At 61.7% G+C, this 23,364-nt stretch carries 23 protein-coding genes, 1 tRNA gene and 1 pseudogene; 14 read left to right on the plus strand and 11 right to left on the minus strand.

Annotated elements, in window-relative coordinates:
* Window positions 1–24 precede the first annotated feature (24 nt).
* On the plus strand, window positions 25–408 hold the full coding sequence (locus ACSV9I_RS06905) for an Ivy family c-type lysozyme inhibitor (RefSeq protein WP_438328047.1): 384 nt from the start codon (window positions 25–27) through the stop codon (window positions 406–408).
* Window positions 409–414: 6 nt separating this feature from the next.
* Here ACSV9I_RS06905 and ACSV9I_RS06910 read toward each other — a convergent pair whose 3' ends face one another.
* From ACSV9I_RS06910 to ACSV9I_RS06920, 3 genes are all read right to left on the minus strand, one after another.
* A complete protein-coding gene (locus ACSV9I_RS06910) occupies window positions 415–1,581 on the minus strand; it encodes an MFS transporter (RefSeq protein ID WP_438328048.1) in 1,167 nt (388 codons plus the stop codon).
* Between the two features lie 265 nt (window positions 1,582–1,846).
* Window positions 1,847–3,160 carry an enoyl ACP reductase FabMG family protein gene (locus ACSV9I_RS06915; RefSeq protein ID WP_438328049.1) on the minus strand — a complete coding sequence of 438 codons (1,314 nt, stop codon included), beginning with the start codon at window positions 3,158–3,160 and terminating at the stop codon, window positions 1,847–1,849.
* A gap of 156 nt (window positions 3,161–3,316) precedes the next feature.
* Window positions 3,317–4,321, minus strand: a complete 1,005-nt coding sequence (locus tag ACSV9I_RS06920; RefSeq protein ID WP_438328538.1) for a VOC family protein — start codon at window positions 4,319–4,321, stop codon at window positions 3,317–3,319.
* Window positions 4,322–4,556: 235 nt separating this feature from the next.
* Here ACSV9I_RS06920 and ppdK point away from each other — a divergent pair, with 235 nt between their 5' ends.
* Complete coding sequence (ppdK, locus tag ACSV9I_RS06925; protein ID WP_438328050.1) at window positions 4,557–7,223, plus strand: pyruvate, phosphate dikinase; 2,667 nt, start codon at window positions 4,557–4,559, stop codon at window positions 7,221–7,223.
* Window positions 7,224–7,279: 56 nt separating this feature from the next.
* On the opposite strand, the gene ACSV9I_RS06930 is transcribed toward ppdK, so the two are convergent.
* On the minus strand, window positions 7,280–7,483 hold the full coding sequence (locus ACSV9I_RS06930) for a hypothetical protein (protein ID WP_438328051.1): 204 nt from the start codon (window positions 7,481–7,483) through the stop codon (window positions 7,280–7,282).
* 201 nt (window positions 7,484–7,684) lie between these two features.
* Between ACSV9I_RS06930 and ACSV9I_RS06935 the strand changes: the two genes are divergently transcribed.
* Window positions 7,685–7,972, plus strand: a complete 288-nt coding sequence (locus ACSV9I_RS06935) for an addiction module antidote protein (protein ID WP_438328053.1) — start codon at window positions 7,685–7,687, stop codon at window positions 7,970–7,972.
* A 49-nt stretch (window positions 7,973–8,021) separates the two neighbouring features.
* Here ACSV9I_RS06935 and ACSV9I_RS06940 read toward each other — a convergent pair whose 3' ends face one another.
* Window positions 8,022–8,552, minus strand: a complete 531-nt coding sequence (locus ACSV9I_RS06940) for a hypothetical protein (protein WP_438328054.1) — start codon at window positions 8,550–8,552, stop codon at window positions 8,022–8,024.
* A gap of 192 nt (window positions 8,553–8,744) precedes the next feature.
* Here ACSV9I_RS06940 and ACSV9I_RS06945 point away from each other — a divergent pair.
* Together ACSV9I_RS06945 and ACSV9I_RS06950 are read left to right on the plus strand one after the other, a co-directional pair.
* Window positions 8,745–8,978, plus strand: a pseudogene (locus tag ACSV9I_RS06945) (putative PEP-binding protein); the annotation flags it as partial.
* A gap of 219 nt (window positions 8,979–9,197) precedes the next feature.
* Window positions 9,198–9,536 carry a hypothetical protein gene (locus ACSV9I_RS06950; RefSeq protein WP_438328055.1) on the plus strand — a complete coding sequence of 113 codons (339 nt, stop codon included), beginning with the start codon at window positions 9,198–9,200 and terminating at the stop codon, window positions 9,534–9,536.
* A gap of 159 nt (window positions 9,537–9,695) precedes the next feature.
* Here ACSV9I_RS06950 and ACSV9I_RS06955 read toward each other — a convergent pair whose 3' ends face one another.
* Window positions 9,696–10,187 (minus strand): histidine kinase, encoded by a 492-nt coding sequence (locus tag ACSV9I_RS06955; protein WP_438328057.1) that lies wholly within the window; start codon window positions 10,185–10,187, stop codon window positions 9,696–9,698.
* Window positions 10,188–10,464: 277 nt separating this feature from the next.
* On the opposite strand from ACSV9I_RS06955, the gene ACSV9I_RS06960 reads away from it, so the two are divergent.
* Complete coding sequence (locus tag ACSV9I_RS06960) at window positions 10,465–10,932, plus strand: carboxymuconolactone decarboxylase family protein (protein ID WP_438328058.1); 468 nt, start codon at window positions 10,465–10,467, stop codon at window positions 10,930–10,932.
* On the plus strand, window positions 10,932–11,792 hold the full coding sequence (locus ACSV9I_RS06965) for a sigma-70 family RNA polymerase sigma factor (RefSeq protein WP_438328059.1): 861 nt from the start codon (window positions 10,932–10,934) through the stop codon (window positions 11,790–11,792). Before ACSV9I_RS06960 ends, ACSV9I_RS06965 begins: the two co-directional genes overlap by 1 nt.
* Window positions 11,793–11,866: 74 nt before the next feature.
* On the opposite strand, the gene ACSV9I_RS06970 is transcribed toward ACSV9I_RS06965, so the two are convergent.
* Window positions 11,867–12,616 carry an SDR family oxidoreductase gene (locus ACSV9I_RS06970; RefSeq protein ID WP_438328061.1) on the minus strand — a complete coding sequence of 250 codons (750 nt, stop codon included), beginning with the start codon at window positions 12,614–12,616 and terminating at the stop codon, window positions 11,867–11,869.
* Window positions 12,617–12,714: 98 nt separating this feature from the next.
* On the opposite strand from ACSV9I_RS06970, the gene ACSV9I_RS06975 reads away from it, so the two are divergent.
* Window positions 12,715–13,698 (plus strand): AraC family transcriptional regulator, encoded by a 984-nt coding sequence (locus tag ACSV9I_RS06975; protein ID WP_438328062.1) that lies wholly within the window; start codon window positions 12,715–12,717, stop codon window positions 13,696–13,698.
* Between the two features lie 14 nt (window positions 13,699–13,712).
* Here ACSV9I_RS06975 and ACSV9I_RS06980 read toward each other — a convergent pair whose 3' ends face one another.
* On the minus strand, window positions 13,713–14,654 hold the full coding sequence (locus ACSV9I_RS06980) for a phytanoyl-CoA dioxygenase family protein (RefSeq protein WP_438328063.1): 942 nt from the start codon (window positions 14,652–14,654) through the stop codon (window positions 13,713–13,715).
* A 124-nt stretch (window positions 14,655–14,778) separates the two neighbouring features.
* On the opposite strand from ACSV9I_RS06980, the gene ACSV9I_RS06985 reads away from it, so the two are divergent.
* The 3 genes from ACSV9I_RS06985 to ACSV9I_RS06995 all read left to right on the plus strand — a co-directional run bounded on the left by ACSV9I_RS06985 (window position 14,779) and on the right by ACSV9I_RS06995 (window position 16,952).
* Window positions 14,779–15,642: a helix-turn-helix domain-containing protein gene (locus ACSV9I_RS06985; RefSeq protein ID WP_438328064.1), complete on the plus strand. Its 864-nt coding sequence runs from the start codon at window positions 14,779–14,781 to the stop codon at window positions 15,640–15,642.
* Window positions 15,643–15,732: 90 nt separating this feature from the next.
* Entirely contained in the window at window positions 15,733–16,029 is a 297-nt protein-coding gene (locus tag ACSV9I_RS06990) for a cupin domain-containing protein (protein WP_438328065.1), read from the plus strand.
* The gene (locus tag ACSV9I_RS06995) at window positions 16,026–16,952 is read left to right on the plus strand and encodes an MBL fold metallo-hydrolase (RefSeq protein WP_438328066.1); all 927 of its coding nucleotides are present in this window, start codon (window positions 16,026–16,028) and stop codon (window positions 16,950–16,952) included. Before ACSV9I_RS06990 ends, ACSV9I_RS06995 begins: the two co-directional genes overlap by 4 nt.
* 24 nt (window positions 16,953–16,976) lie before the next feature.
* On the opposite strand, the gene ACSV9I_RS07000 is transcribed toward ACSV9I_RS06995, so the two are convergent.
* The 3 genes from ACSV9I_RS07000 to ACSV9I_RS07010 all read right to left on the minus strand — a co-directional run bounded on the left by ACSV9I_RS07000 (window position 16,977) and on the right by ACSV9I_RS07010 (window position 19,814).
* Window positions 16,977–17,966: a DUF1499 domain-containing protein gene (locus ACSV9I_RS07000; protein ID WP_438328067.1), complete on the minus strand. Its 990-nt coding sequence runs from the start codon at window positions 17,964–17,966 to the stop codon at window positions 16,977–16,979.
* A gap of 86 nt (window positions 17,967–18,052) precedes the next feature.
* Complete coding sequence (locus tag ACSV9I_RS07005; RefSeq protein WP_438328068.1) at window positions 18,053–19,084, minus strand: hypothetical protein; 1,032 nt, start codon at window positions 19,082–19,084, stop codon at window positions 18,053–18,055.
* Window positions 19,085–19,253: 169 nt separating this feature from the next.
* A complete protein-coding gene (locus ACSV9I_RS07010) occupies window positions 19,254–19,814 on the minus strand; it encodes a type 1 glutamine amidotransferase domain-containing protein (protein ID WP_054156664.1) in 561 nt (186 codons plus the stop codon).
* A 170-nt stretch (window positions 19,815–19,984) separates the two neighbouring features.
* On the opposite strand from ACSV9I_RS07010, the gene ACSV9I_RS07015 reads away from it, so the two are divergent.
* From ACSV9I_RS07015 to ligD, 3 genes are all read left to right on the plus strand, one after another.
* Window positions 19,985–20,059, plus strand: a tRNA-Gln gene (locus ACSV9I_RS07015).
* 298 nt (window positions 20,060–20,357) lie between these two features.
* Window positions 20,358–20,651, plus strand: coding sequence for a hypothetical protein (locus ACSV9I_RS07020; RefSeq protein WP_438328069.1), 294 nt, complete (start codon window positions 20,358–20,360; stop codon window positions 20,649–20,651).
* Between the two features lie 47 nt (window positions 20,652–20,698).
* A complete protein-coding gene (ligD, locus tag ACSV9I_RS07025) occupies window positions 20,699–23,344 on the plus strand; it encodes a DNA ligase D (RefSeq protein WP_438328070.1) in 2,646 nt (881 codons plus the stop codon).
* The last annotated feature ends 20 nt before the right edge of the window (window positions 23,345–23,364 follow it).

The raw sequence follows: 23,364 nt of genomic DNA on the forward strand, positions 1-23,364 counted from the left end.
CGGGCAATCCTGATCGCTGGCGTATTGTTCGCTGGCCCCCTTGCAGCCCAGCCGACCTCTACCTCGCTTTCCGGCAACTACCTGCCGCAGGTTCTGGCCGCTTCTCAAACCCATCGCGATAGCCTGACGGTGTTGATCAAGGGGCAGCCCGGTCTGCCTTTTTGGGTCCGATCCCTGGTGCGCCAGCCGCGCTATGTGGCGCTGGCTTCGCAGGAGGTGCGGGTGAAGGATGCGCCGATGCAGCTGTTTCGCGCCTGCGAGGCGCGCCGATGCGAAGCAAGCTGGCTTCGTGCACTGTTCTCTGCGGATGGCAAGCGGGTGCTTCTCTACATTTCTGACGACAAGCTTGGCATCAAGATCTTCGGCGACCCGACGCCACAGGAACTGGCCTTTATCGCCCGGCCATAGCCGCCGTCACTCAGCCGCCGCCTCCCGCCGCGCGGGGCCTGCAGGCAGTGCGGCACTGGCGAAAATCGAGCCGAGGATCAGTGGCAGGCAGACGAGATAGGCATTGCGGATGCCGAAGGCTTCCGCAACGAAGCCGAGCAGTGGTGGCCCGAGGAAGAAGACGACAAAGGCCATCTGGGCGATTGCCGCGACATTGATGACCGCCGGGCGATCCGTGCGCAGGGCTGCAGCCGAAACCGCCATCGGATAGACCGCGCTGCAGCCGGCGCCCATGAGTGCGAAGCTCAGCAGCGCGGCATAGGGATGCGGGGCAAGCCAGGCCAACGCGATGCCGAAGGCGGCGACCGAGAGCAGCACGCGACCGACCAGTCTTGCGCCATGCCGGTCGACCACCGGATCGATGGTGAGGCGCGCCAGCGCCATGAAGAAGGCAAACAGCGTCAGGCCGGACCCCGAGATGAAGGGCGAAACGTCGAACACCTCTTCCATGTAGATCGTCGACCAGTCGATACCGGCTCCCTCGATCAGGAAGGCCGAGGTGCCGATGATGCAGAGCGGCAGCAGCGCCAGTGTCGGCAGGGCGAAATGCGGCTGCTTCTCATGCGTGGTCGCACTCACCACATGCGGCGCATTCTTCATGCCGGCAATGGTGATCGCGCCAATGACGAACATCATGCCGAGCAGCAGATGCATATGCATCTGCATGCCGATGCCGGCCTGTCGAACCAGCGAAGCGGTAATGGCAGTGACGAAGAAGCCGAGGCTCCAGCAGCCATGCGCCCGGTTCATGATGCCAAAGCCGACCTCCGCCTCGATGCGCCCAATCTCGACATTGAGACAGATTTCCAGCGCCCCGGCGAGAAGGCCGATGGAGAAGAGCACGCAAAACACCATGGGCGCACTCGGCAGGAGCGGAATGGTCGCCAGAAGCGCCATGACGCCGAGCAGCGAGATGGCAAGCGTCGCCCGCGTGCCGAGCTTCACGATCAGCGGCGAGGAGAAGGTCAGCGAAATCAGCGACCCGATCGCCATGCCGATCAGCGTCAGCCCCAGCTCCGCCTTGTTGACGGAGAGATGCGCCTGCAAGTCGGGCAGCCGCGAAAACAAGGATCCCGTCGACATGGCGAACAGGAAGAAGGCGATGTAGACGCGAAACTGCGGGGGGATATGCATCGGGACGACTCGATTTGTCAGACAACCAGATACCGACCTGCCAGCATCAGTCCGGCAAGTCCAGCCATCGACGCCGTCAATCGGTTCGCCCCCGGAAAAGGCCTTTTGATTGGTGCTGCGCGCCGAGACTTCTGGCGGGCAGGGGCCGTGCCCCTATGCGCCATCATCCTCGGGACAGGCCCGAGGATGCCGATCCATTCAAACGAAAAACGCCGGAAGCAAGCTCCCGGCATCCTTCTATTGCGACGGCCTATTCGCTATTCGCTCAGTCGGCCGAATTGATCTGCCGTGCAACCATGTCGTGGTTGAGCCAGAGAACAGGTGCAGACGGATTTGCGACCTCACCGAAGATCAGTGCGCCGGTTGCCTCGACCACCAGCACGCTCAGATAGTCCGAGATCAGCGCCTTGCTGTCCTTGTGCATCTGGGCGATTTCGGCCGAGGTGCCGATGGTGATGTCGGACTGGCCCTGGCTGTTCGGCATCGGCCAGTTGTTGAAGTCGTAGAACGGGATCATCACGTCGCTGGCCTGGAAGTCGGCGATCTTCTGAAGCACGTCGTCGATCGTCGCGCCCTCGACCAGAAGCGCTTCGCAGTCAGCCCAGATCTTCTCGGCCCGTGCGCCGCCATGTTCCTTTTTGAGTGCCTTCAGGAGCGGCAGGAGCGGAAGCTCGATACCGGCAAAGACATCCGACGAATTGGTGCGGATTTCCGGGCAGTTGAACACGGTCGCCTTGATGCCCGATGCAAAGGCCTCTTCGGCAATCGCCTCGAGCCGGATCTTCGCATAGCCCTGCGTATAGTTCGTATAGGTCTGCCAGCGATATTCGTCGCCGATCAGAATGCCGGTGCCGTGATAGCCATAGGCCGAGTAACGCACCTGGCCACCGCTCTTTTCAATGCGCTCGCGGATCGCAGCGCTGCCCTCGATCAGGTGGCGGAAGGTGTTGGCCGAGACTTCGTCGAAGTTCTGCAGGATCAGTTTGCCGAGATCGCTTTCCAGCAGCACCTGCGAAGACATGTGGCGCGCGCCACGGCCCTTGTAGATGCGGTTGGCGATGACGAGGAAGACCTTGGCCTTCGGAATGCCACCGGCCATGGTGTGGGCAAAGTGCACGTTCTTGCCGTCGGCAATCATGCCTTCGAGCTCGGTCATGATCTTGGCAACGGCATTCTGGAAACGCTCAACGCCAACCTGGCGGCACTTTTCGATATGCGCCCAGTCGAGTTTTTCGGTTTCCCAGTTTTCCAGCGTCAGCGAGGAAAGGAGATCGGTCGGCGTCGGTTCGCCTTCCGGCGCATCGAGGTCGAAACCGGCCATGGCGGGCACATTGATGATTTTCCCGCCGAGATTGGCTTCCGCCTGGGCCAGTTCATCTGCCGTCAGCGGACGCAGCTTGTTGTTCTCGTCACGGCGGCCAACGGTGATGCCGATGATCTCCATGCCGGCCTTCTTGGCCTGGTCGAGCAGGCCGGTCACATAGCCGCGACCGAACAATTCGCCGAACAGGACAAAGACATCACCCTTGCGATACAGGGTATTCTCGGAGATCTGCGTCAGGGAAACGGGGGACTTCATGTGCCAATTGATTCCAGTTTTTTAATATCTGCACATGCCCACTAGCAAACCCTGATCGACATGGCACCGTCCTCTGTTGCATTTCCTGGTCATTTTGCGTGACCGTTCATTGCAAGACGTGATCGACTGTAACAATTGCGAGCCGAACTGCGCCGCTCAGGCTTTGATCAGCCGCACCCGCGTGCCCCAGGGATCCTTCGCCTCGAACCCGCCATCGATCGCGCTGACGGCATAGCCGCGGGTTTCAAGTTCCGCCTTGCATGCGGCAAGGATCGCCTCGTTCTCCGCCTTCAGTGAAAACCAGTCGAGCCCGGTCATCGTGTCCTGGCGCGGCCCCGCATTCTCACTCTGCCAGATATTGGCGCCGATATGGTGGTGATAGCGGCCAGAGGAGAGGAAGGTCGCGCCGCGCTGGTCGCTGCCCGCCACCACATCGAGCCCAAGCCCGGTCGCATAGAAGTCGCGTGCGCGCGAAAGGGCGCCGACCTTCAGGTGAATATGGCCGATCCTCAAGGTTTCGGGCGCCCCTTTATAGAGATCCCGGTCGGTCGCCGTTTTTGTCTTGGTGAAGATGTCGTCGATGTCGAGTTCTTTTGTGCCCATGGACACCTGATTGCCGGCCCAGAGCCAGCGATCTTCGGGGCGGTCGCAGTAAACCTCGATGCCGTTGCCCTCGGGATCATCGAGATAGACGGCTTCCGAGACGGAATGATCGGCAAAGCCGGTCAGCGGCACCTGGGCGCGTGCCACATGCACCAGCCAGCGCGCGAGATGCGCCCGATCCGGCATCAGAAAGGCCGTGTGATAAAGCCCGGCCTGATTGCCGTTTTGAGGCTCCGCATCGGGCCGGGACGCGAGATGAAGAAGCGGAACGCCACCGGCGCCGAGCGTGACGAGATCCGTGCCGTTGGTCAGGATGTCGAGGCCGAGCACGCTCTTGTAATAATCGGTCATCCGTCTGAGGTCGCGGACCCGCAGACAGACGGCGTCGACATGGATCGGCCGCGTCAGGGCAAGCGGCAGTTTGGCCGGGCCGTCCCGAAGCGCCGTCTGGATTTCGCCTGGGCCTTCCGCGCCTTCTGCCCTGAGCGCTCCGGCCATCGCGCCGGAAAGCGTTGCCGTTCCCGCCAGCCGCAAGAGCTGACGCCGCGTCCATGTCATCGACATTCCTGTATCCCCGTCCAATATCGCGTGTCCCCGATAGGTCGGCATACACCGCCGTCCGTCGCGCCGCTGCTCACGTCTGTCCACGCCGTTTCACATCGCCGTGAGACAATCTCCTGCGGATTGCCGCAATTATGATGCAATGCAACATAAACTTGACAGGGCAGCATTTCCAATCCGTCACAATTGCTGTAAACGATGGAAAATAAAGCCTGTTTGGGTGGAGAGGGCAATGCGGAAGTGGGTTTACACCTTCGGCGGAGGAGCGGCCGAGGGGAGTAGGGCCGAAATCGATCAGCTGGGAGGGAAGGGCGCCAATCTGGCCGAGATGGCGAGCCTGGGTTTGCCCGTGCCGCCCGGTCTGACCATCGTCTCGGATGCCTGCACCCTTTTCTACAAGAACGGCAAGACGCTTGCCGATGACCTGAAGACGCAGGTCCTCACCGGCATTGCCGGCATCGAGGCCACGACCGGTCGCGGTTTCGGCGATACCAGCCATCCGCTTTTGCTCTCCGTCCGCTCCGGTGCCCGCACCTCCATGCCAGGCATGATGGATACGGTGCTGAACCTTGGCTTGAACGACCACACGGTGGAAGCGCTTGGCCATCACTCCGGCGATGCGCGCTTCGCCTGGGACAGCTATCGTCGATTCATCCAGATGTATGCCGACGTCGTCATGGGCCTTGACCATGAGGTCTTTGAGGAAATCCTCGAAGACGAGAAGGCCCGTCTCGGCCATGAACTCGATACCGAGCTTTCTGCGGTCGAATGGCAACATATCGTTTCGCTCTACAAGGACATGCTGGAGCAGGAACTGGGCGAGCCCTTTCCGCAGGATCCGCATGTACAGCTCTGGGGCGCGGTCGGCGCGGTGTTTTCCTCGTGGATGAACCCGCGTGCGAAGACCTATCGCATGCTGCACAACATTCCGGAGGAATGGGGCACATCCGTCACCGTGCAGGCCATGGTCTTCGGCAATCTCGGCTCCACCTCTGCCACTGGCGTCGCCTTCACCCGCAATCCCTCGACAGGAGCCAAGGAGCTGTACGGCGAGTTCCTCGTCAATGCGCAAGGCGAAGATGTCGTTGCCGGCATCCGCACACCGCAATCGATCACCGAGGCCGCCCGCATCGACAGCGGTTCGGAAAAGCCATCGCTCGAAAAGCTGATGCCGGAAGCCTTTGCCGAATTCGGCGCGATCTGCACGCGGCTCGAAGCCCATTACCGCGACATGCAGGATCTGGAATTCACCATCGAGCGCGGCAAACTGTGGATGCTGCAGGCTCGCTCCGGCAAGCGCACCACCAAGGCCGCGATGCGCATTGCCGTCGATATGGTCGCTGAAGGTGTGATTACCGAGGAAGAGGCCGTCATGCGCATCGAGCCGTCCTCGCTCGACCAGCTGCTGCATCCGACCATCGACCCGCGCGTCGCCCGCCACGTCATCGGCTCCGGTCTGCCCGCCTCACCGGGCGCGGCAACCGGCGCGATTGTGTTCACGGCGGAAGAGGCGGTCGATGCTGCAGGCGAGGGCCGCAAGGTCATTCTGGTGCGCGTCGAAACAAGCCCCGAAGACATTCACGGGATGCATGCCGCCGAAGGCATCCTGACAACCCGTGGCGGCATGACCAGCCATGCGGCGGTCGTGGCCCGCGGCATGGGTATTCCCTGCGTGGCCGGTGCCGGCAGCATGCGCGTCGACCTGCGCAATGAAAGACTGGTCGGCATGGGCGTCACGCTCACCAAGGGCGATATCGTCACGATTGACGGCTCCTCCGGCCAGGTGCTGAAGGGCGAAGTGCCCATGTTGCAGCCGGAACTCTCCGGCGACTTTGCTCAGCTGATGGAGTGGGCCGACGCCACGCGCCGCATGACGGTGCGCACCAATGCCGACACGCCGGGCGATGCCCGCGCCGCACGCTCCTTTGGCGCCGAAGGCATAGGCCTTTGCCGCACCGAGCACATGTTCTTCGAGGGCGACCGCATCCATGTCATGCGCGAGATGATCCTCGCCGAAGACGAGGCCGGTCGCCGCGCAGCGCTCGACAAGCTCCTGCCCATGCAGCGCTCTGATTTCACCGAGCTCTTCACCATCATGCACGGGTTGCCTGTCACCATCCGCATGCTCGACCCGCCGCTGCATGAATTCCTGCCGAAGAGCGACGACGAGATCGAAGAAGTGGCCAATGCCATGGAGCTTGAACCCGGCTTCATGCGCCGCCGCATCGATGCGTTGCACGAGTTCAACCCGATGCTCGGACATCGCGGCTGCCGGCTTGCCATCTCCTATCCTGAGATCGCCGAAATGCAGGCCCGCGCCATCTTCGAGGCCGCAGTAAGCGCCGCCCGCGAAACCGGCGCGCCTGTCGTGCCGGAAATCATGGTGCCACTGGTCGGCCTTCGCTCCGAGCTCGACTACGTGAAAGCCGTCATCGACCGTGTCGCGACAGAGGTCATGGCCGAAGCGGAGCTATCGATTTCCTATCTCGTCGGCACGATGATCGAGCTGCCGCGCGCCGCCATCCGCGCCCATATCATCGCGGAAGCCGCCGAATTCTTCTCCTTCGGCACCAATGACCTGACCCAGACGACCTTCGGCATGTCCCGCGACGATGCTGCCCGCTTCATCCCGACCTATCAGAAGAAGGGCATCATCATCCACGACCCCTTCGTCTCGCTCGATTTCGACGGCGTCGGCGAACTCATCCGCATCGCCGCCGAACGCGGCCGCAAGACGAGGCCTGACATGAAACTCGGCATCTGCGGCGAACACGGCGGCGACCCGACCTCGATCCATTTCTGCGAGGATGTCGGGCTGGATTACGTCTCGTGCTCGCCGTTCCGCGTGCCGATTGCGCGGCTGTCTGCGGCCCAGGCGGCGATCAAGGCGCGGGGGTGAGGAAGGTGTTCTACCAATTCTACAAACTCGTTGCCCTCTGAGGCATCCGATGTAATCTATTCGAGTAAGCCGTAATAGATGTCCCAGAGGCGGCTCTTGCGCGGTTCGACGGTTTCCAGGCAATTCGCATCGAGACCAAGAATACTCTGGTCGCGGCACATACCAAGGATGAGCGCGTACCGTTCGCGTTCGACATCCCCAAGACGCCAAAGCGAGAAGGCCGAAATTCCTGCTAGTACGAACAAGGCCGTGGTGCGCATTTCTTTGCCCTCTGGATGCTTGCAATCCGAGTTACAATTGGACCAGCTTAACCGCGCATACGAAAACAGCTAGGGTCGTCCGGCATATATGAGCTGGCATGCCAAAATTCTTGCGAGCCCTCCTCTGCGGCGGAGACAAAGGAAGCCAGGTCAGAGGCATAGAGACCGCAAAACGTCTGGCCCGGTTCTGGAGAGAGGCAGATGACTGAAATCCTGACCGACTATGATCCGGCGGAAGACCTTGATACCCCCGAGGCCATCACCGTCTTCGTCAACGAGGCCCTGAAGACCGACGACGCCGCCTATATCGCCCATGCGCTCGGCGTGGTCGCCCGCGCAAAAGGCATGGCCGGCATTGCGCGGGAAGCGGGGCTTTCGCGGGAGCAGCTCTATCGCACGCTCTCCAGCGAGGGTAATCCGACGCTCAAGACCACGCTTGCGGTGATGAAGGCGCTCGGGCTTTCACTGACAGCGGATGTGGTGGGGTGAGGGCGGTCTTCAAACTGGTTGTGGTGAAACGGAGTTCCTGCGCCGATAGCTACTCTCTAAACGTCACTTGGGCGCCTTCGATAACGATATGACGCCCTTGTGTCTCGATAAAGCGCCAAGCCTCATAAAATGAGCCGTCCGGGAAAATCTGCAGGCGATAACCACCTGTCAGCAACAAATCCGCTCCGCCAAATCTGTCGGTGCTAACCGAGATGACGACGAGTTGCTCGGTGGCATTGACGAAGGATCTTGTCTCCGCATCATAGCCTTTCAGCAGGGACTCTATTTTGATGAGCTGGAGGTTTCCGGTACGAGGGTCGTCATCCACCTCCGTTTCGTCCGCCGGATCGGCGAAACGATCAGATGTGCCTGTAACGACCCTCTTCTCATCGACGAACCGCCAGGGGCATTGGATATGGAGTGCGTAGGCACCGACCGTTCCAGCGCCTGATGGATGCGGTTTCACTTCGCCAAAATGGAAAACCTTCATGCTTGCGGCATCGCGGGCGATGCTCAGTGGCAGACCCACAAGGACCTGAAGGCTGCGTTTCAAACGGATATGATTGTTGTTCTCGGGCATCAATACGACAGTCGGTTAAGTTGCAGATTTTCAGTGGATGGCCAGGCCATTTCAAAAGCTTAAGTTCATCCGCCGGACCATTCGAGCGCGTATCCAGTTTCTGTGAGAAGCTGATCATTCACGATGTGTTCGTGGACGAAACGGATGTAGCAGCAGGTACCATCTTGCGGCCACCACCGAAACTTCATTCCCCCCTTCGTCTCGCTCGATTTCGACGGCGTCGGCGAACTCATCCGCATCGCCGCCGAACGCGGCCGCAAGACGAGGCCTGACATGAAACTCGGCATCTGCGGCGAACACGGCGGCGACCCGACCTCGATCCATTTCTGCGAGGATGTCGGGCTGGATTACGTCTCGTGCTCGCCGTTTCGTGTGCCGATTGCGAGACTGTCGGCGGCCCAGGCGGCGATCAAGGCGAGGGGGTGATGGCAGCTCGTTGCTCACCTGGCGTGGAATATGATCGGCCTGATGATGGCGCTGAGTTTGCATCACTTTGCGGAACCCGCCAGCCCCTCACCCCTACATACGGGCAATCCTTGAGACAGTGGGTCGCCTCATCACTTCACGGTTTTTAAACAGCAGATGTGGCAGACCCTCCAGACAAAATCTCTCTCAATGTCATGGGGATGTCCAGAAGTGCCAAGATTGCCGCTATACGTCCTCCTGCTTGCCGCGACGCTTTCCGCTCCAGTGCATGCCGAGGAAGACGCGCTGCCCGACCATGCGTCTCCTTCGGTCTGCGTGGTGCTCATTGGCCTTGCGCTCGACAAAGGCGTCATCGATGCCGCTGACCAGCAGGCGTACAGGGATGCTGCCGCGACCATGCGTGAGAAGTCAGTGGAACTGAATGGTGGCGAGGACGCAGCAAACCAGATGATCGGCAGCAGCGTCGCCTTCTTTGATGGGTTGAGCGAGACCGATCTCGCAGAGGGTGCCGACATGTGCTTGAGCGCCGAAGACGAAAGCTTTGACGCTGACGAGTGACGTGTAGCGCGCAGTCGAAGGAGGATTGCCGCATTCGGACCTCTTCGATGCCAAAGACCTCGTTCCTCTGGATCGCCCGGCCGCGCAAAGAAGAAAAACCCGCCGAACAGCCGGCGGGTTTCTAAACAGTGTGGGGCTAAACAGCTTTCTCTTTCGCCGTCAGCTCGCCGGCTTCAGAGAGGCCAGAATGTCTCCCAGTTCCTTCTGGTGGGTTTCATACGTGCCCTTCGAACCCCAATAGGTGAAGATCAAAACCTTGTCGCCGGCTGCGGCAAAGCCGAGAGATATTTCGACCGGACCCTCCTCGTCGGTACCCTCGTAACTGAGAGCCGAGATCTTCAGTCCGTTGACATCGGTCTCGCCAGTTTCTTTCATCGACTGAGCATCGATTTGCACGCCATTCTTGGTCAGAAAGTCGATAGCGATATCTGTCGTCTTGTCGGCAGAGCTGGCGTCGGCCACATCGATAGAGAAATAGATGGCCCCGTCTTCAGATGTGGCGTCAACGCCGGTTTCGGTTTCCTTCGGTCCCCAGCTGTCGGGAATGGTAATAGACGCCACAGGAGCGTCACTGGGGAACACGAGTTCAGCAGCAGATGCGGCAAACGGAATGCAGATCGCGAAAACAGAGGCTATGAGAAGTTTTTTCATGGTTGTCCCTTCGAGGATGGTTCCGGTCCGAATGTTAGGCGATTTCCAGTAGCGTCTAAATATCCATCTCAAAACGCCCCCTAAAATGAGCCGGAACTAACATGCGCGCAAGACTTTGCCGCCCTTCGACGCTTCCCGCTACCAAAGACATGATTGTTGGATAGTTGCAGCCTGCCCTTACGCGAAGATGACGGTGCCGAAAAAAATCCCCCGCCCATGTCACGTTGACGCTGCCCCGCTCGTCATGATCTCGTACCCCACAGAAGGAAACGACCTCATGACCGCAACACTGGATCCTTTCGCCGCCTCTCCCGCCTTGATGAAAAAATGGATGGCCGTCTCGACCGACATCGCCGCAAGCCTTGAGCCAAGCCTCGTCGAACTCGTCAAGATCCGTGCGTCCCAGATCAATGCCTGCGCCAACTGCCTCAACATGCACGCGGCCGAAGCCCGGGCCACGGGCGAGACGGAGAACCGCATCTATCTCCTCTCGGCCTGGCGCGAGGCGCCGTGTTATACGCAGCGTGAGCGGGCGGCCTTCGCCTGGACCGAAGCTCTCACCACACTTTCCGCCGGCCATCCGCAGGAGGCGGCGCGCCGGGATCTGCAGGCGGCCTTTACCGAGGAGGAGCAGGTGAATCTGACATTGATGATCAATGTCATCAACGGCTGGAACAGGCTCGCGGTGGGCTTCGGCCTCTGGATCGAGACACCGGCGACCCGAGCCCAGGGAGTGGCCGCCTGATGTTGTCTTTCGAGCACACGGATGCGGCAGCGAGCTTCGATCCCTTGAGGCAGAAGCTCATGCGGCTCGCCTATCGCATGCTGGGCTCGGTCACGGATGCCGAAGACATGCTGCAGGAGGCCTTCATCCGCTGGATGAGGGCCGACCGCCGCGAGATCCGCGAGCCCGAGGCGTTTCTGCGCCGCGTCGTCACAAGGCTGTGCCTCGACCAGCTGAAATCGGCCCGCCTGACGCGTGAGACCTATATCGGCCCATGGTTGCCGGAACCGGTGGTCGAAGACGAGGACGAGCCAGAGGACGTCACCCTGCCACTGATGCTGGCGCTGGAACGGCTCTCCCCGCTGGAGCGGGCAGCCCTTCTGCTCCACGATGTCTTCGGCCTGCCCTTCGAGGAGATTGCCGAAACCCTGGAGCGCGATATCGCCGCTTGCCGCCAGCTGGCAACCAGAGCACGGCGGAACGTGCGGGAAGCACGAACCCGCTACACGATCGACTCCAAGCGCGGGCAGGAGATGGCGCAGGCCTTTTTCAACGCCTCGCGCAGCGGCGACATGACGACGCTTTCCGCCATGCTCGCCGCCGATGTCGGCCTGCATTCCGATGGCGGCGGCAAGCGGCAGGCCGCGATCACACCGATCCTCGGCCATGCCGCCGTGATGAAAGTTCATACCTATCTCGCGGAGAAGATCTGGCCGTCAGGATCAACACTCCTGCGTGTCGGCCTCATCAACGGCCTGCCGGGCTTCGTCACGCGGGAGGCGGACGGCGAGTTGCAGACCACGGCGCTGCAGATCGAGGACGCTGCCATCACCGCCATCTATGTCATGCGCAATCCGGACAAGCTCCAGCACCTGCATTAAAATGGCGGACTGAACGTTCCACCCCCCATGGATTGACGAAGGCGACCCGACCACCCGGGCCGCCTTCGCAGAATTTACCAGACCAGCGCCACCGCGTCGGCACCAGCCGGAATACGCAAGGGCGATGTTGCATCGGTGGCGGCCCACCACACGGCTTCGGCGACGTCGGAGGCTTGCGTGACTTCGGACGCACTTTCCTCGGCCCATGCGTCGAACACGGCCTTCACCACCGGCAGATAGGGCTCCGGAAAGCCGCCTTCACCCTGAACCCTTGCGCGGGCCGTGTCGCCGAAGCTGGTGGTCGGCGCACGGCCGGGCAGCACGATGCGCACACGCACGTCGAAGGGGGCAAGTTCCAGCGCAGACACCTCGGTCAGCGCGTTCAGCGCGGCCTTGCTCGCAGTATAGGCCGACAGCAGAGCCAGCGGTTTCAGGGTCACGCTGGAGGAGACATTGATGATGACGCCCGAGCGTCGCTCGCGCATTTGCGGCAGCACGGCCTGCATCATCGCGACCGGGCCGAATGTATTGGTCTCAAACAGGCCGCGCAGGGTCTCCATCGGCGTGCCTTCCACCGCATTCATCCAGCCGATGCCGGCATTGTTGACCAGAACGTCGATCGGCCCGGTCGCAGAGATCGCAGCGGCAATGCTGTCCGGATCGGTAACATCAAGCTTGACGATCTCAAGGTGTTCAGAGGCGTGCAGCAGGTCTTCGCGGGGGCTGCGCATGCCGGCCACCACCCGCCAGCCTTTTGAGAGGAAGAGTTTCGCCGTTTCGAGCCCGAAGCCCGCTGAAGCGCCCGTGATCAGTACCGTGTTCATATGTCGTCTCCTGTCCGTTATGGGATGCACGGAGACTAGATCGCGGTCTAAATCTTATCTATAATGCAAAGTCCAATCTTCATTATCAGGAGTGTCGTTTGGCCGATCCCACAAGCGATCCATTGGGCGAAATCGTCTCTCTGCTCAGGCCGCGCGCCGGCTTTGCCAAGGTGGCAAGCGGGGCAGGCCGCTGGCGTGTGACACGGGAGCTGGATGGCGAACCCTTCTATTGTGTCGTACTCGATGGCAGGGCTCGCATGACCGTCGACGGGCATCCGGCCGTGCAGTTGCAGGCCGGCGATTTTGTCCTTGTGCCGTCGCTCTTCCACTTTGCCATGGAGAGCATGGAAATGGAGGGAGCAGGCAGAGAGGCAGCCAGGGAGGGGACAGCAAGGGAGGGCCTGACGGCTCGCGACCCGTCGCTGGCGACGCCGCTGCCGGGCGAGATACGCCATGGCGATCCGGAAGCGTCGGTCAATGCCAGGCTGCTGGTCGGCCATTTCCATTTCGGCTCGCCGGATGCGCGTCTGCTCGTCCAGCTCCTGCCGCGCCTCCTGCATCTGCGCGGGGCAGAGAGGCTTTCGGCCCTGGTCCGGCTCTTGACGGACGAGACGCGGGCAGCCCGTCCGGCGCGCGAGATGATCCTCGCCCGCCTGCTCGACGTGATCCTGCTGGAAGCACTGCGTGCAGCACCGGATGAGACGGCACCGGGCGAAACGCCCCCGTCCGGTATCCTGCGCGGCCTGGCAGATGAACGCCTGGCGGCAAGCCTGCGGTGCCTGCATGGTGACCCGGCGCAGGACTGGACGATCGAGAGCCTGGCCCGCGAGGCGTCCCTCTCACGCTCGGCCTTTTACAAGCGCTTCCGGGCAGCCCTTGGCATGCCGCCGATGGAATATCTCACGGCCTGGCGCATGGCGCTGGCCAAGACCTATCTTGATCAGGATCTGGGCATGGAGGAAATCGCCGGCCGCATCGGCTATGGCTCGGCCAGCGCCTTCTCCACGGCCTTCACCCGCTTCGTCGGCGTGCCGCCGTCGCGCTACGGCAGCGCGCAGGGGCGTACACAGGCGGCGGAGTAAGGCAATCCACAGCCCTACCAGCGGGTCAGGCCGAGCAGTTTCTCGCCGAGCTCGGTGAGATTTGCCGTCTCAGCATGGGTCTTTTCCCATTTGCGCGGGTCTCCCGGAAAGGCGTCGCGGCGCGGATAGTCGCGTTCGCGCCACAGACGGATCCGCTCACTGCGCTCGGCCTCGTTATCGAATTCCGCCGGATGCATGGAGACATACTGCGCCATGCGCACTCGGTCGTCGGAATGGTTGGGTCGGACGCCGTGGGCCAGAAGCGAATTGAAGATCATCAGGTCGCCCGGCTCCATGTCGATATTGACGACGGACAAGCCCGTCATGTCGGGATGCATCGGATCGCGATCCGCCGGCTGGTCCTTCACCCAAGTCTCGAAATTCTCAAACAGCCACGGCACGCACTGGAAGCCGCCCACATCGCCATCCTGTTTCTGCAGGCTGAGCACGCCCTGCACGCCGATAGGCGGTGGCTGGATCGAGGTGTCGACATCCCAGTGGATGAAGCCATGCGGATTGCCCTTCACCTTCTTCGGCGGATTGAGATTGGCCCGGTCTATGGTCACCCAGAGATCCTCCCGGTCCCAGATGTCGACAAAGGCGTCGTAGACGCGGCGCTCCATCCGGTTGTCCCAGAGCAGCTGGTGATTATAGATCTCCAGCATGCCGGTGTTGTTCAGCTCCTTCATCTTGTGCTCGCGCCGCTGCGGCGCATACCAGGTCGAGGGATCTGATGGGTCCTTCTCGTCGAACTCCCAGAGTAGCTTGACCAGCCGCTCGACATTGGCGGCGGGCACTGCCTGGCGCACGATCACATATCCCCGGGTGATCCAGTGATGCCAGTCGGCCTTGGACAGCACGCGCAAGGGCAGGCGCTTCTCGATGTCCTTCAGCTGTGTCGTGGCAGTTGTCGTCGGGTGGCTGTCCCTGACGATCTCGGCGGTTGCGGGCTGCATGACGCTCCTCCATCTCTGTGCATCGGCTGGTTAAGATCCCCAGTCTAGCCGCTCGTCCGGGGCCGTGTTGTCATGCCACAGCCAATACTGATACTATTCTGGCGTATCTGGAGTTCCTATCCGCATGGTCAGGCCCTATCTCGAAAAACTCCCCGTATCGCCGGATGCCTCCATCGCCATTCTCGACCGGCGGTTGGAAGACGGTATTCCCTTTCTCTGGCACCATCATCCCGAATATGAACTGACCCTGACGCTCAATTCCGAAGGTCAGCGCTTCATTGGCGATCATGTCGGGCCATATGGTCATGCCGACCTCGTTCTCGTCGGGCCGAACCTGCCGCATACATGGTCGTCGATCGGCCGGATCGATGCAGACAAGCCTCATGTGGCGCTTGTCTTCTGGTTCCGGCAGACATGGGTCGACAGCTTCTTAGGTGCTGCCATCGAGTTCGCGGCAGTCCACCGCATGTTCGATCGCGCCTCGGCGGGCATCTCCTTCGGCAATGTTATCGGAGCCAGTCTCAAGCCTAGCTTCGTGGAGGCGATCAAGGCTGAGCCGCCCAGACGGCTGATGATCTTGCTCGACATCCTGATGCAATTGTCTGCCATTCGTGACCCGGAGACGCTTGCCTCGGTTATTCCGCCGGGGGCTGGCGAAGGCCGCACCCGCATCGACCGGGTCCTGCAGCATCTCCATCAGTCTTATGATCGGCCGGTACGCCTCAGCGAACTTGCGGGGCTTGCCGCCTTGAGCGTCTCCGGCCTGCATCGGATGTTCGTCAAACACACCGGGACGACAGTCTCGGCCTATGTGGCGCGACTGCGCATCGGCGATGCCTGTGCCCGTCTGTCGGCCACAGATCAGCCGGTGGCAGGTATCGCAGAGGATGTCGGCTACGACAACCTGGCCAATTTTAACCGGCAGTTCCGCGCCCTGCGGGGCATGGCCCCGCGCGACTATCGTCACCGATTCCGTCGACAGGCCTGATTACTGCTCGGGGCGGTTGCCGCAGGCACCGGGCGCAGTATAAATCGGGTCGCGTCGCATCCAGCGCGCTCATTCCCCCGAGGAGCCCCCATGCCCGGTTACTCTGCCCGCCCGCCCGCCATCCCGACCGTGGTTCTCGACGATGCCGTCACCCGCATTACCCGCTGGGACTTCGAGCCCGGTGCCGCGACCGGTCATCACACCCATGGCCTCGGATACGTCGTCGTGCCGCTCACCGATTGCCACTTCCTGATCGAAGACGCGGCCGGCGAGCGCCGGGTCACCAGCCGCGCTGGCGAGGCCTATCGCCGGGATGCCGGTGTCGAGCACAATGTCGTCAATGGTGGCGATCAGCCAATGAGTTTCATCGAGATCGAATACAAATGAAGCCTGCCGATCAGGATCGCCCGCCGGTCTTCACCAGTGAATTCGAACCGCATCATGGGCAGGCGGTTCCGGTCGCCCAGGATGTGCAGCGGGTAACGGTCAACAATCCCGGTCCCTTCACCTTCCACGGCACCAATACTTATATTGTCGGGCGTAAGTCCGTCTGCGTCATCGATCCCGGCCCGGAGGATGATGCGCACTTCGTGGCCCTGATGACGGCGCTTGAGGGCAGGGAGGTGACCCATATCGCGGTCAGCCACACCCACCGCGATCACTCTCCGCTCGCCCGCCGCCTGAAGGAAAAGACCGGTGCGATCGTGGTGGCCGAGGGACCGCATCGACCGTCGCGGCCCCTGTTCGAAGGTGAGGTCAACCCGTTTGCCGAGAGTTCGGACACGGATTTTATGCCCGATATCGCGCTTGGCAATGGAGAGGCGATCGCGGGCGACGGCTGGTCGCTGACGGCGATCCATACGCCTGGTCACACCGCCAATCACGCAGCCTTTGCGCTTGATGGCACCGGCATTCTCTTTTCCGCCGATCATGTGATGGCATGGGCCACCTCGATCGTGGCGCCTCCCGATGGCGCCATGGGCGACTACATGGCCTCGCTGGAAAGGCTTCTGGAGCGCGAGGACCGCCTCTACCTGCCCGGCCATGGCGGCCCGGTCACGGAACCTCAGTCTTTTGTCCGCGGCTTGCGCACCCATCGCCGCATGCGCGAACGCGCCATTCTGGAGCGCATCGGCAAGGGCGACCGGAAGATCGCGGATATGGTCCGGGCAATCTATGCCGGCACCGATCCTCGGCTGCATGGGGCCGCGGCCCTCTCTGTGCTCGCCCATATCGAGGATCTGGTCGATAAGGGCCTTGTCGCTACCGACGGCCCGCCGCGTCTGACCGGCGTCTTTCTCCCGACATGACAGGTGTTCCGGCGATCCCGCAGCTCAGTTGCCGGCAATACCCAGGAGCTCGGCATCGAGCGCATGCAGGAAGTCTTCAGCGATCTGGTCGCTGATCCCAAGGTCATGCGGCCCATAGCGGGCGGCAACGCGCATATCGACCAGCGTCATTTCCGCCTCTTCGCGCAGCCGGATCACGGCATCGAAGGGCAGGCCGAGGAGAAGCGTGCGTGTCGAAAGCTGCAGGCGGGCCGTACCTTCCGGTTCGCCATCCGCCCGTGCCCGCTCGGCCTCCATCGCCAGGATCTCCGGCAGCGGGCGGGCCACCGGCAGCGGCCCGGTTTCCGGCAGGGCCTCATCCGGGATGACGTCCGGCTCTCCGGCAGGGTCCGTATCTGTGGGGCCGGCGCCCGTCTCGGCCCCGGTGGCCGCAACGCCGTCGTCGGTCCCGGTCCGCAGCGAAAGGTCAGGCAGTCCATATTCCTCGCCGCGAGTGGCCGTCACCACAAGGCGACTGTCAGCGGCCACCTTGCGCACCGCTTCGTAGACGCGGTCGATTGCACCCTCATAGCGGCGTCCGTTGAGGCCGGGATAGGCGCGGCCCTGAGCACCCGCCCCCTCGGCGGCCTTTACGGCACGCGGCAGAAAACGCTGATCGGTGGCCGGGTCAGAAACCCAGGCCGGCGGGTCGGCTAGGTCCGTCGAGACCTCGGTGAGTTGCGGCTTGGTCTTGTACAGATAGGCAGCATAGCCCGGCAGGGCGAGCGGCAGGGCCGCATAGACGACCGCCGAGACCGCAGCCAGTCCGCCCAGCGCCCCGATTTGCCAGAGCCGAACAAAGGCAACCAGGGCAAGCGGCAGGGCCAGGGCGGCCGGGATCGCGCAGAACAACACCAGAAGCACAAATTCCGGCGTTTTCAGCGGCCCGAACCGATGCAGGAGCAGAACGACGGTCAAAAGCCCCAGCGACAGCAAACCCAACCGACGCGCAAGGAATGCGGATCGCGATACGGGGCGGTCATAGCGGATCATCATGCGGCATCACCGGAATCAGGAAGCAGGTCGGAAGCGTTTGTAACCGCTGGCGGGCGGGGCGTCGACAAGGCCGCACACCCCTCCAATCACGGCAGGGCAGGCGGTGTGATGGATGGCGCAAAGCTGGGCGCCTCGGGGCGGCTGTTGAAAAGCGGGTTCTCCCCCTCATTCGGCATATTGGGCTCTTCAGGCAATGGCGGCTGATCGGCCTGAAGCGCTTCGTCGCTGAACAGGTCCGGCGCCACGATCAGGCCCTCCTCCATGGCCGGATCAAGCGGTGGGAAGGCGGGCGCATCCGGCTGGCTCCCGGTCGGCAAGGGTGGCGGTGGGGCGTTGGGCGCAAGCGGCACATAAAGCGACACGGTCACGATGATGCCGATCACCACGAGCCACGAACCGATGATGCGGGCGGGAATGGTGAGCCACTCGCCCCGAAACGGCCGCAGCATCATTCCGGGCACGATCAGGATCCACAGGGCGCCAAGCACGGCGGAAACCATGAAGTCCTTGATGCCGATGCCGAAGTCATCGAGCCCGATGAACAGCGACAATGAAAAGCCGACGACAGCGGCTGCGAGCGGCGCGCCGTATCGGCGAAGGCCTTCCGGAAGCCAGAGAACGGCCCCCGAGAGCATCACCGCGGCTGGCGCAATCAGAAAGAGTTCGTGACCCAGCGGGCTTGCTAGAATGACGCTGAAGACTGGATCGAAAAAGGCGAGCATCGGCACCAGGGGCGCAAGAAAGCCGAGCGTGATCGCCTGGACCTGCCGTATCGTGCCGGCCATGCCGATGGCGATCGACAGACCGAGCATGGCAAGCACGAGATCATAGATCGACAGCGTGAACAGGTAGCCGAGTTCAAAAAAGGCAAAGTCGTGCTGAATGCTGAGCGAGGTGGCAACCATCGCCACGCCGGCGAGAAAGACGGCGAAGGCGGCCTTGAAACCCGTCGTCCGCGCGCCTGCCTTCAGCCGTGCCACGGCGGCTCCGGACCCGCCGGCAGCAGCGGGCAGGGGCTGGGAAGGGGCGTTCGCATGGCTTGCCGCGTGAGCCGCAGATGCCTGGGGCATGGAGGGCCGTGGTTTGGCCTGGCCGCGCTGCTGCTTTTGCTTCTTCATCTCAACCGCCTGCGATCCCGTTCTCGCCAGAGCCTATTCCACAACAGGCCCGTTTTGTCACCGGGGATCGGACACAGGCCCGGACGCGACAAGACCCCGGCCGCAATGACCGGGGTCTTCTCTTACCATATCAGAGGCATCGTATCAGGAGCGGCGTGCACTTCGCCTGTCAGGCGGCGCGGCGCTCGTGACGGCCTTCCTCGACCTCCTCGACGATCTTGGCCACGAAGGCATCGAGATCGCCGGGGTTGCGCGAAGTGACAATGCCCTGGTCGGTGACCACGGCTTCGTCGCGCCAGTCGGCGCCCGCATTGATGAGGTCGGTCCGGATGGAATCATAAGAGGTCACTTTGCGGCCCTTGACGGCACCGGCCTCGACCAGAAGCCAAGGCCCATGGCAGATCGCGGCGACGGGCTTACCGGAGTTCACGAAGGTTTTGACCAGGTCGACCGCCTTCTGCTCCTTGCGCAGGAGATCGGGATTGATCTGGCCGCCGGGAATGACCAGCGCGTCAAAATCATTGATCGAGACCTCTTCGAGCGTCAGGTCGACGGCAACCGTGTCACCCCAGTTCTTCTCGTCCCAGCTCTTGATCGGCTCCTTCGTGAGGGAGGCGATGGACACCTTGGCGCCGCGGGCCGTGAGTTGGTCCAGCGGCACGCGCAGTTCCGAGCGCTCATAACCATGGGTGGCAAGAATGAGGATGCGGGCGGATTGAATGGAAGGCATGGGATGTCCTTTCGTCTGTCATTTTGGCAAGGGATGAAAGGAAAACACCGAAACCGCCCCATCGTTCCCCGGAAAAACTGCAAACCACCCGACAAGAAGAGTTGCCGCCCGCCTTTCGCTTTGCTAATCAGGCCTCGCTTGCGGAGCGCAAACGCGCTTCGAAGCCCTGCTGGGGCGTCGCCAAGCGGTAAGGCATCGGTTTTTGGTACCGACATTCCCAGGTTCGAATCCTGGCGCCCCAGCCAACTTCCCAAAATCGTTATTTTTCAATGGTTTGCGAGTTGATATAATTAGCTACCGGAACAGTTTAGCGGCGCATGTTTCCGGTCAAGTCAGGGGCAGGGCAAAGACCCAGCGGAACACGCTCTGCGGCGCGTTCCCTCCGACCCCGTTGAGACTGCATGCAGCTTGAAGATTCCGGCCGTGCGCGATCGGTTCGCTGCAGCTGCCGAGCCCTGCCGCCTCCTAAATCTTTTTCGGGGTGAAACTCCTTGACCCTAAAGGCGTTGCTGCCTTCAGCGAAAATCGGCAAGGAGCCTCAGCATGGCAGACAATGCAACAAGGACCCTGCGGGCGACCTTTGAAACGCGTGAGGCAGCGGATCTCGCCGTTGAGCATCTGGTCCAGCAGCATGGAATTCCTCGTCCCGATATCTTCATCCAGTCGACCTCTGGTCAGAATACCTCTGGGACCAGGTCCTCAAGAGGGGATGCGGACCGCAGCGATGCCCCGCACGAAGGCGAGATCGAGGTGTCGGTTGATATTGCGAGCGATCTCATTTCGACTGTCCAGCGCAGTTTCGGCGAGGTTGGCGCCATTCGCGTATCTGGCTGGTGATACCCATCAGGCACCGACCTTCCTGTTGATTGCTTAGAGGTGCTGTCATGGCAGACAATCTCAAAACATACCGGGCCAAGCGGGACTTCAAGAAAACCAGGGAGCCGAGTGGAGAGGTTGCGGTAAAATCCTCCGACCGCAAGCGGTTTGTGATCCAGAAGCACGATGCGACACGCCTGCACTATGACCTGCGGCTTGAACTCGATGGTGTGTTCAAATCCTGGGCGGTGACCCGCGGCCCATCGCTTGATCCGCAGGACAAGCGCCTCGCGGTCGAGGTCGAGGATCACCCGCTGGACTATGGTGATTTCGAAGGCACGATTCCGAAAGGGCAATATGGTGGCGGAACCGTCATGCTCTGGGACCGAGGCTATTGGGAACCGGAAGGCAACAGGACGCCGGAGGAAGCGCTCGAAAAGGGCGACTTCAAATTCACGCTCGACGGAGAGCGCCTGCATGGCAGCTTCGTGCTGGTCAGAATGCGCAACGATCGTGAGGGTGGGAAACGCACCAACTGGCTTTTGATCAAGCACCAAGACGCGCATTCAGTGACCGAGGACGGCGCGGCGATCCTTGAAGACAATCTGACATCGGTTGCCTCAGGCCGGACCATGGAGGCCATCGCCTCCGGCAAGGGTCGTAAACCGAAGCCTTTCCTGTTGAATGCAGCCGCTGTTGACGCTGATGCCATCTGGGACAGCAGCGAAGGCCTGGCTGCCGAAGAACGCAAGGCCGGCATGAATTTGAAGCCGAAGCGCAAGAGGACGAGAGCCGCCAAGAGTGCACCGACGTCGGCAATGCCGGCCTTTGTCGCACCGCAACTCTGCCAGTCGCTCAACCGGCCACCTTCCGGCACCGGTTGGGTTCACGAGATCAAGTTCGACGGCTACCGGACTCAGATGCGGGTGGAAGGCGGCAAGGTGACGCTTAAAACCCGCAAAGGTTTGGACTGGACGGAGAAGTGGCCGGCAATCGCGGCGTCGGCTTCAGTCCTTCCCGACTGTCTGATCGACGGCGAGATCTGTGCGCTCGATGAAAACGGCGCGCCCGATTTTGCAGCGCTGCAGGCCGCCCTTTCGGAAGGGAAAACCGACGATCTCGTCTTCTTTGCCTTCGACCTGCTCTTCAGCGGAGAGGAGGATCTGCGTGCGCTTCCCCTGCTCGAGCGCAAGGCGCGCCTGGAAACCCTGTTGATTGAAGCTGGAGAGGATCCACGTTTGCGATTCGCCGAACACTTCGAGACAGGTGGCGATGCCGTGCTCAAATCCGCCTGCCGCTTGTCGTTGGAAGGCATCGTTTCGAAAAAGGCCGACGCACCGTATCGGTCGGGCCGCAGTGACAGTTGGGCGAAATCGAAATGCCGGGCGGGCCATGAGGTCGTGATCGGCGCCTATGCCACGACCAACGGCAAATTTCGCTCCTTGCTGGTCGGGGTCAACCGCGGCAATCACTTCGTTTATGTCGGTCGGGTCGGCACAGGGTATGGTGCCAGGGTCGTGTCTCAGCTCCTGCCCAAGCTGCAGGAGCACGAGAGCTCGAAATCTCCATTCACCGGGATTGGTGCGCCGAAGACGTCCTCCGACATCACCTGGCTTAAACCGGAACTCGTGGCAGAGATCGAGTTTGCGGGATGGACGGGTGATGGACAGGTACGTCAGGCCGCCTTCAAGGGTTTGCGCGAGGATAAACCGGCGGATGAAGTCGAAGCTGAACGCCCGGTATCGCCGGAGGTGACCGACGCCCCAAATCCCGCCCGCCCGATCGCCTCCAGGAAGGTACGGCGCAAGGGTGCGAAGGCGCAGGTGATGGGTGTGATGATCTCGAGCCCCGACAAAGCGCTCTGGCCAGACGCAGGTGATGGCGAGCCCGTGACCAAGGAAGATCTGGCCCGGTATCACGAAGCCGTCGGATCCTGGCTTATCGACCATATCCGCGGCCGTCCCTGTTCGATCATTCGCGCACCCGACGGCATCGGAGGCGAACAGTTTTTCCAGCGCCATGCCATGTCAGGCATGTCGAACCTCGTGGATCTCGTCAAAGTCTCGGGCGATAAAAAGCCCTATCTGGAGGTGAATCGCGTCGAAGGCCTGATCGCCATCGCCCAGATCGGTGGTCTGGAGCTTCATCCCTGGAACTGCGCGCCCGGACAGCCCGAGGTTCCCGGTCGACTGGTGTTCGATCTTGATCCGGCCCCGGATGTTCCGTTCACTGCCGTCGTCGAAGCCGCTCGGGAAATGCGTGATCGCCTGGAGGAGCTTGGACTGATCAGCTTCTGCAAGACGACCGGCGGCAAGGGACTTCATGTTGTCTCGCCCCTCGCCGTCAACAAGAAGAAGCCGCTCTCGTGGGACGAGGCCAAAGGGTTTGCGCGAGACGTCTGCCAGCAAATGGCTGCGGAAAATCCAGACCGCTATCTGATCAAGATGACCAAGAGCCTGCGAAAAGGTCGGATTTTCCTCGACTACCTCCGCAATGATCGCATGGCGACCGCAGTAGCCCCGCTTTCCCCGCGTGCAAGGCCTGGCGCGCCTGTTTCCATGCCGCTGACCTGGGCGCAGGTGAAGAAGGATCTCGATCCCAAGCGGTTCACCATCCGGACCGTTCCGGCGCTTCTCTCCAAATCCCCCGCATGGCAGGACTATTGCGATGGAGAGCGCTCGCTTGACCAGGCGATAAAGCGGCTGGGAAAGTAAGTCTGGCCCACAGGAGGGCC

Origin of the sequence: Rhizobium sp. G187, assembly GCF_051549525.1 — a bacterium.
GTDB lineage: Bacteria > Pseudomonadota > Alphaproteobacteria > Rhizobiales > Rhizobiaceae > Allorhizobium.

Excerpts from the sequence above, each read along its gene's own strand:
- ACSV9I_RS07010 (WP_054156664.1), bottom strand. The coding sequence starts at position 19,814 with ATGCCTTCCATTCAATCCGCCCGCATCCTCATTCTTGCCACCCATGGT.
- ACSV9I_RS06920 (WP_438328538.1), bottom strand. The coding sequence starts at position 4,321 with ATGACATGGACGCGGCGTCAGCTCTTGCGGCTGGCGGGAACGGCAACG.
- ACSV9I_RS06970 (WP_438328061.1), bottom strand. The coding sequence starts at position 12,616 with ATGAACACGGTACTGATCACGGGCGCTTCAGCGGGCTTCGGGCTCGAA.
- ACSV9I_RS06930 (WP_438328051.1), bottom strand. The coding sequence starts at position 7,483 with ATGCGCACCACGGCCTTGTTCGTACTAGCAGGAATTTCGGCCTTCTCG.
- ACSV9I_RS07005 (WP_438328068.1), bottom strand. The coding sequence starts at position 19,084 with ATGAAGAAGCAAAAGCAGCAGCGCGGCCAGGCCAAACCACGGCCCTCC.
- ACSV9I_RS06990 (WP_438328065.1), top strand. The coding sequence starts at position 15,733 with ATGCCCGGTTACTCTGCCCGCCCGCCCGCCATCCCGACCGTGGTTCTC.
- ACSV9I_RS07000 (WP_438328067.1), bottom strand. The coding sequence starts at position 17,966 with ATGATGATCCGCTATGACCGCCCCGTATCGCGATCCGCATTCCTTGCG.
- ligD (WP_438328070.1), top strand. The coding sequence starts at position 20,699 with ATGGCAGACAATCTCAAAACATACCGGGCCAAGCGGGACTTCAAGAAA.
- ACSV9I_RS06915 (WP_438328049.1), bottom strand. The coding sequence starts at position 3,160 with ATGAAGTCCCCCGTTTCCCTGACGCAGATCTCCGAGAATACCCTGTAT.
- ACSV9I_RS06935 (WP_438328053.1), top strand. The coding sequence starts at position 7,685 with ATGACTGAAATCCTGACCGACTATGATCCGGCGGAAGACCTTGATACC.
- ACSV9I_RS06985 (WP_438328064.1), top strand. The coding sequence starts at position 14,779 with ATGGTCAGGCCCTATCTCGAAAAACTCCCCGTATCGCCGGATGCCTCC.
- ACSV9I_RS06940 (WP_438328054.1), bottom strand. The coding sequence starts at position 8,552 with ATGCCCGAGAACAACAATCATATCCGTTTGAAACGCAGCCTTCAGGTC.
- ACSV9I_RS06965 (WP_438328059.1), top strand. The coding sequence starts at position 10,932 with ATGTTGTCTTTCGAGCACACGGATGCGGCAGCGAGCTTCGATCCCTTG.
- ACSV9I_RS07020 (WP_438328069.1), top strand. The coding sequence starts at position 20,358 with ATGGCAGACAATGCAACAAGGACCCTGCGGGCGACCTTTGAAACGCGT.
- ACSV9I_RS06910 (WP_438328048.1), bottom strand. The coding sequence starts at position 1,581 with ATGCATATCCCCCCGCAGTTTCGCGTCTACATCGCCTTCTTCCTGTTC.
- ACSV9I_RS06960 (WP_438328058.1), top strand. The coding sequence starts at position 10,465 with ATGACCGCAACACTGGATCCTTTCGCCGCCTCTCCCGCCTTGATGAAA.
- ACSV9I_RS06995 (WP_438328066.1), top strand. The coding sequence starts at position 16,026 with ATGAAGCCTGCCGATCAGGATCGCCCGCCGGTCTTCACCAGTGAATTC.
- ACSV9I_RS06955 (WP_438328057.1), bottom strand. The coding sequence starts at position 10,187 with ATGAAAAAACTTCTCATAGCCTCTGTTTTCGCGATCTGCATTCCGTTT.
- ACSV9I_RS06980 (WP_438328063.1), bottom strand. The coding sequence starts at position 14,654 with ATGCAGCCCGCAACCGCCGAGATCGTCAGGGACAGCCACCCGACGACA.
- ppdK (WP_438328050.1), top strand. The coding sequence starts at position 4,557 with ATGCGGAAGTGGGTTTACACCTTCGGCGGAGGAGCGGCCGAGGGGAGT.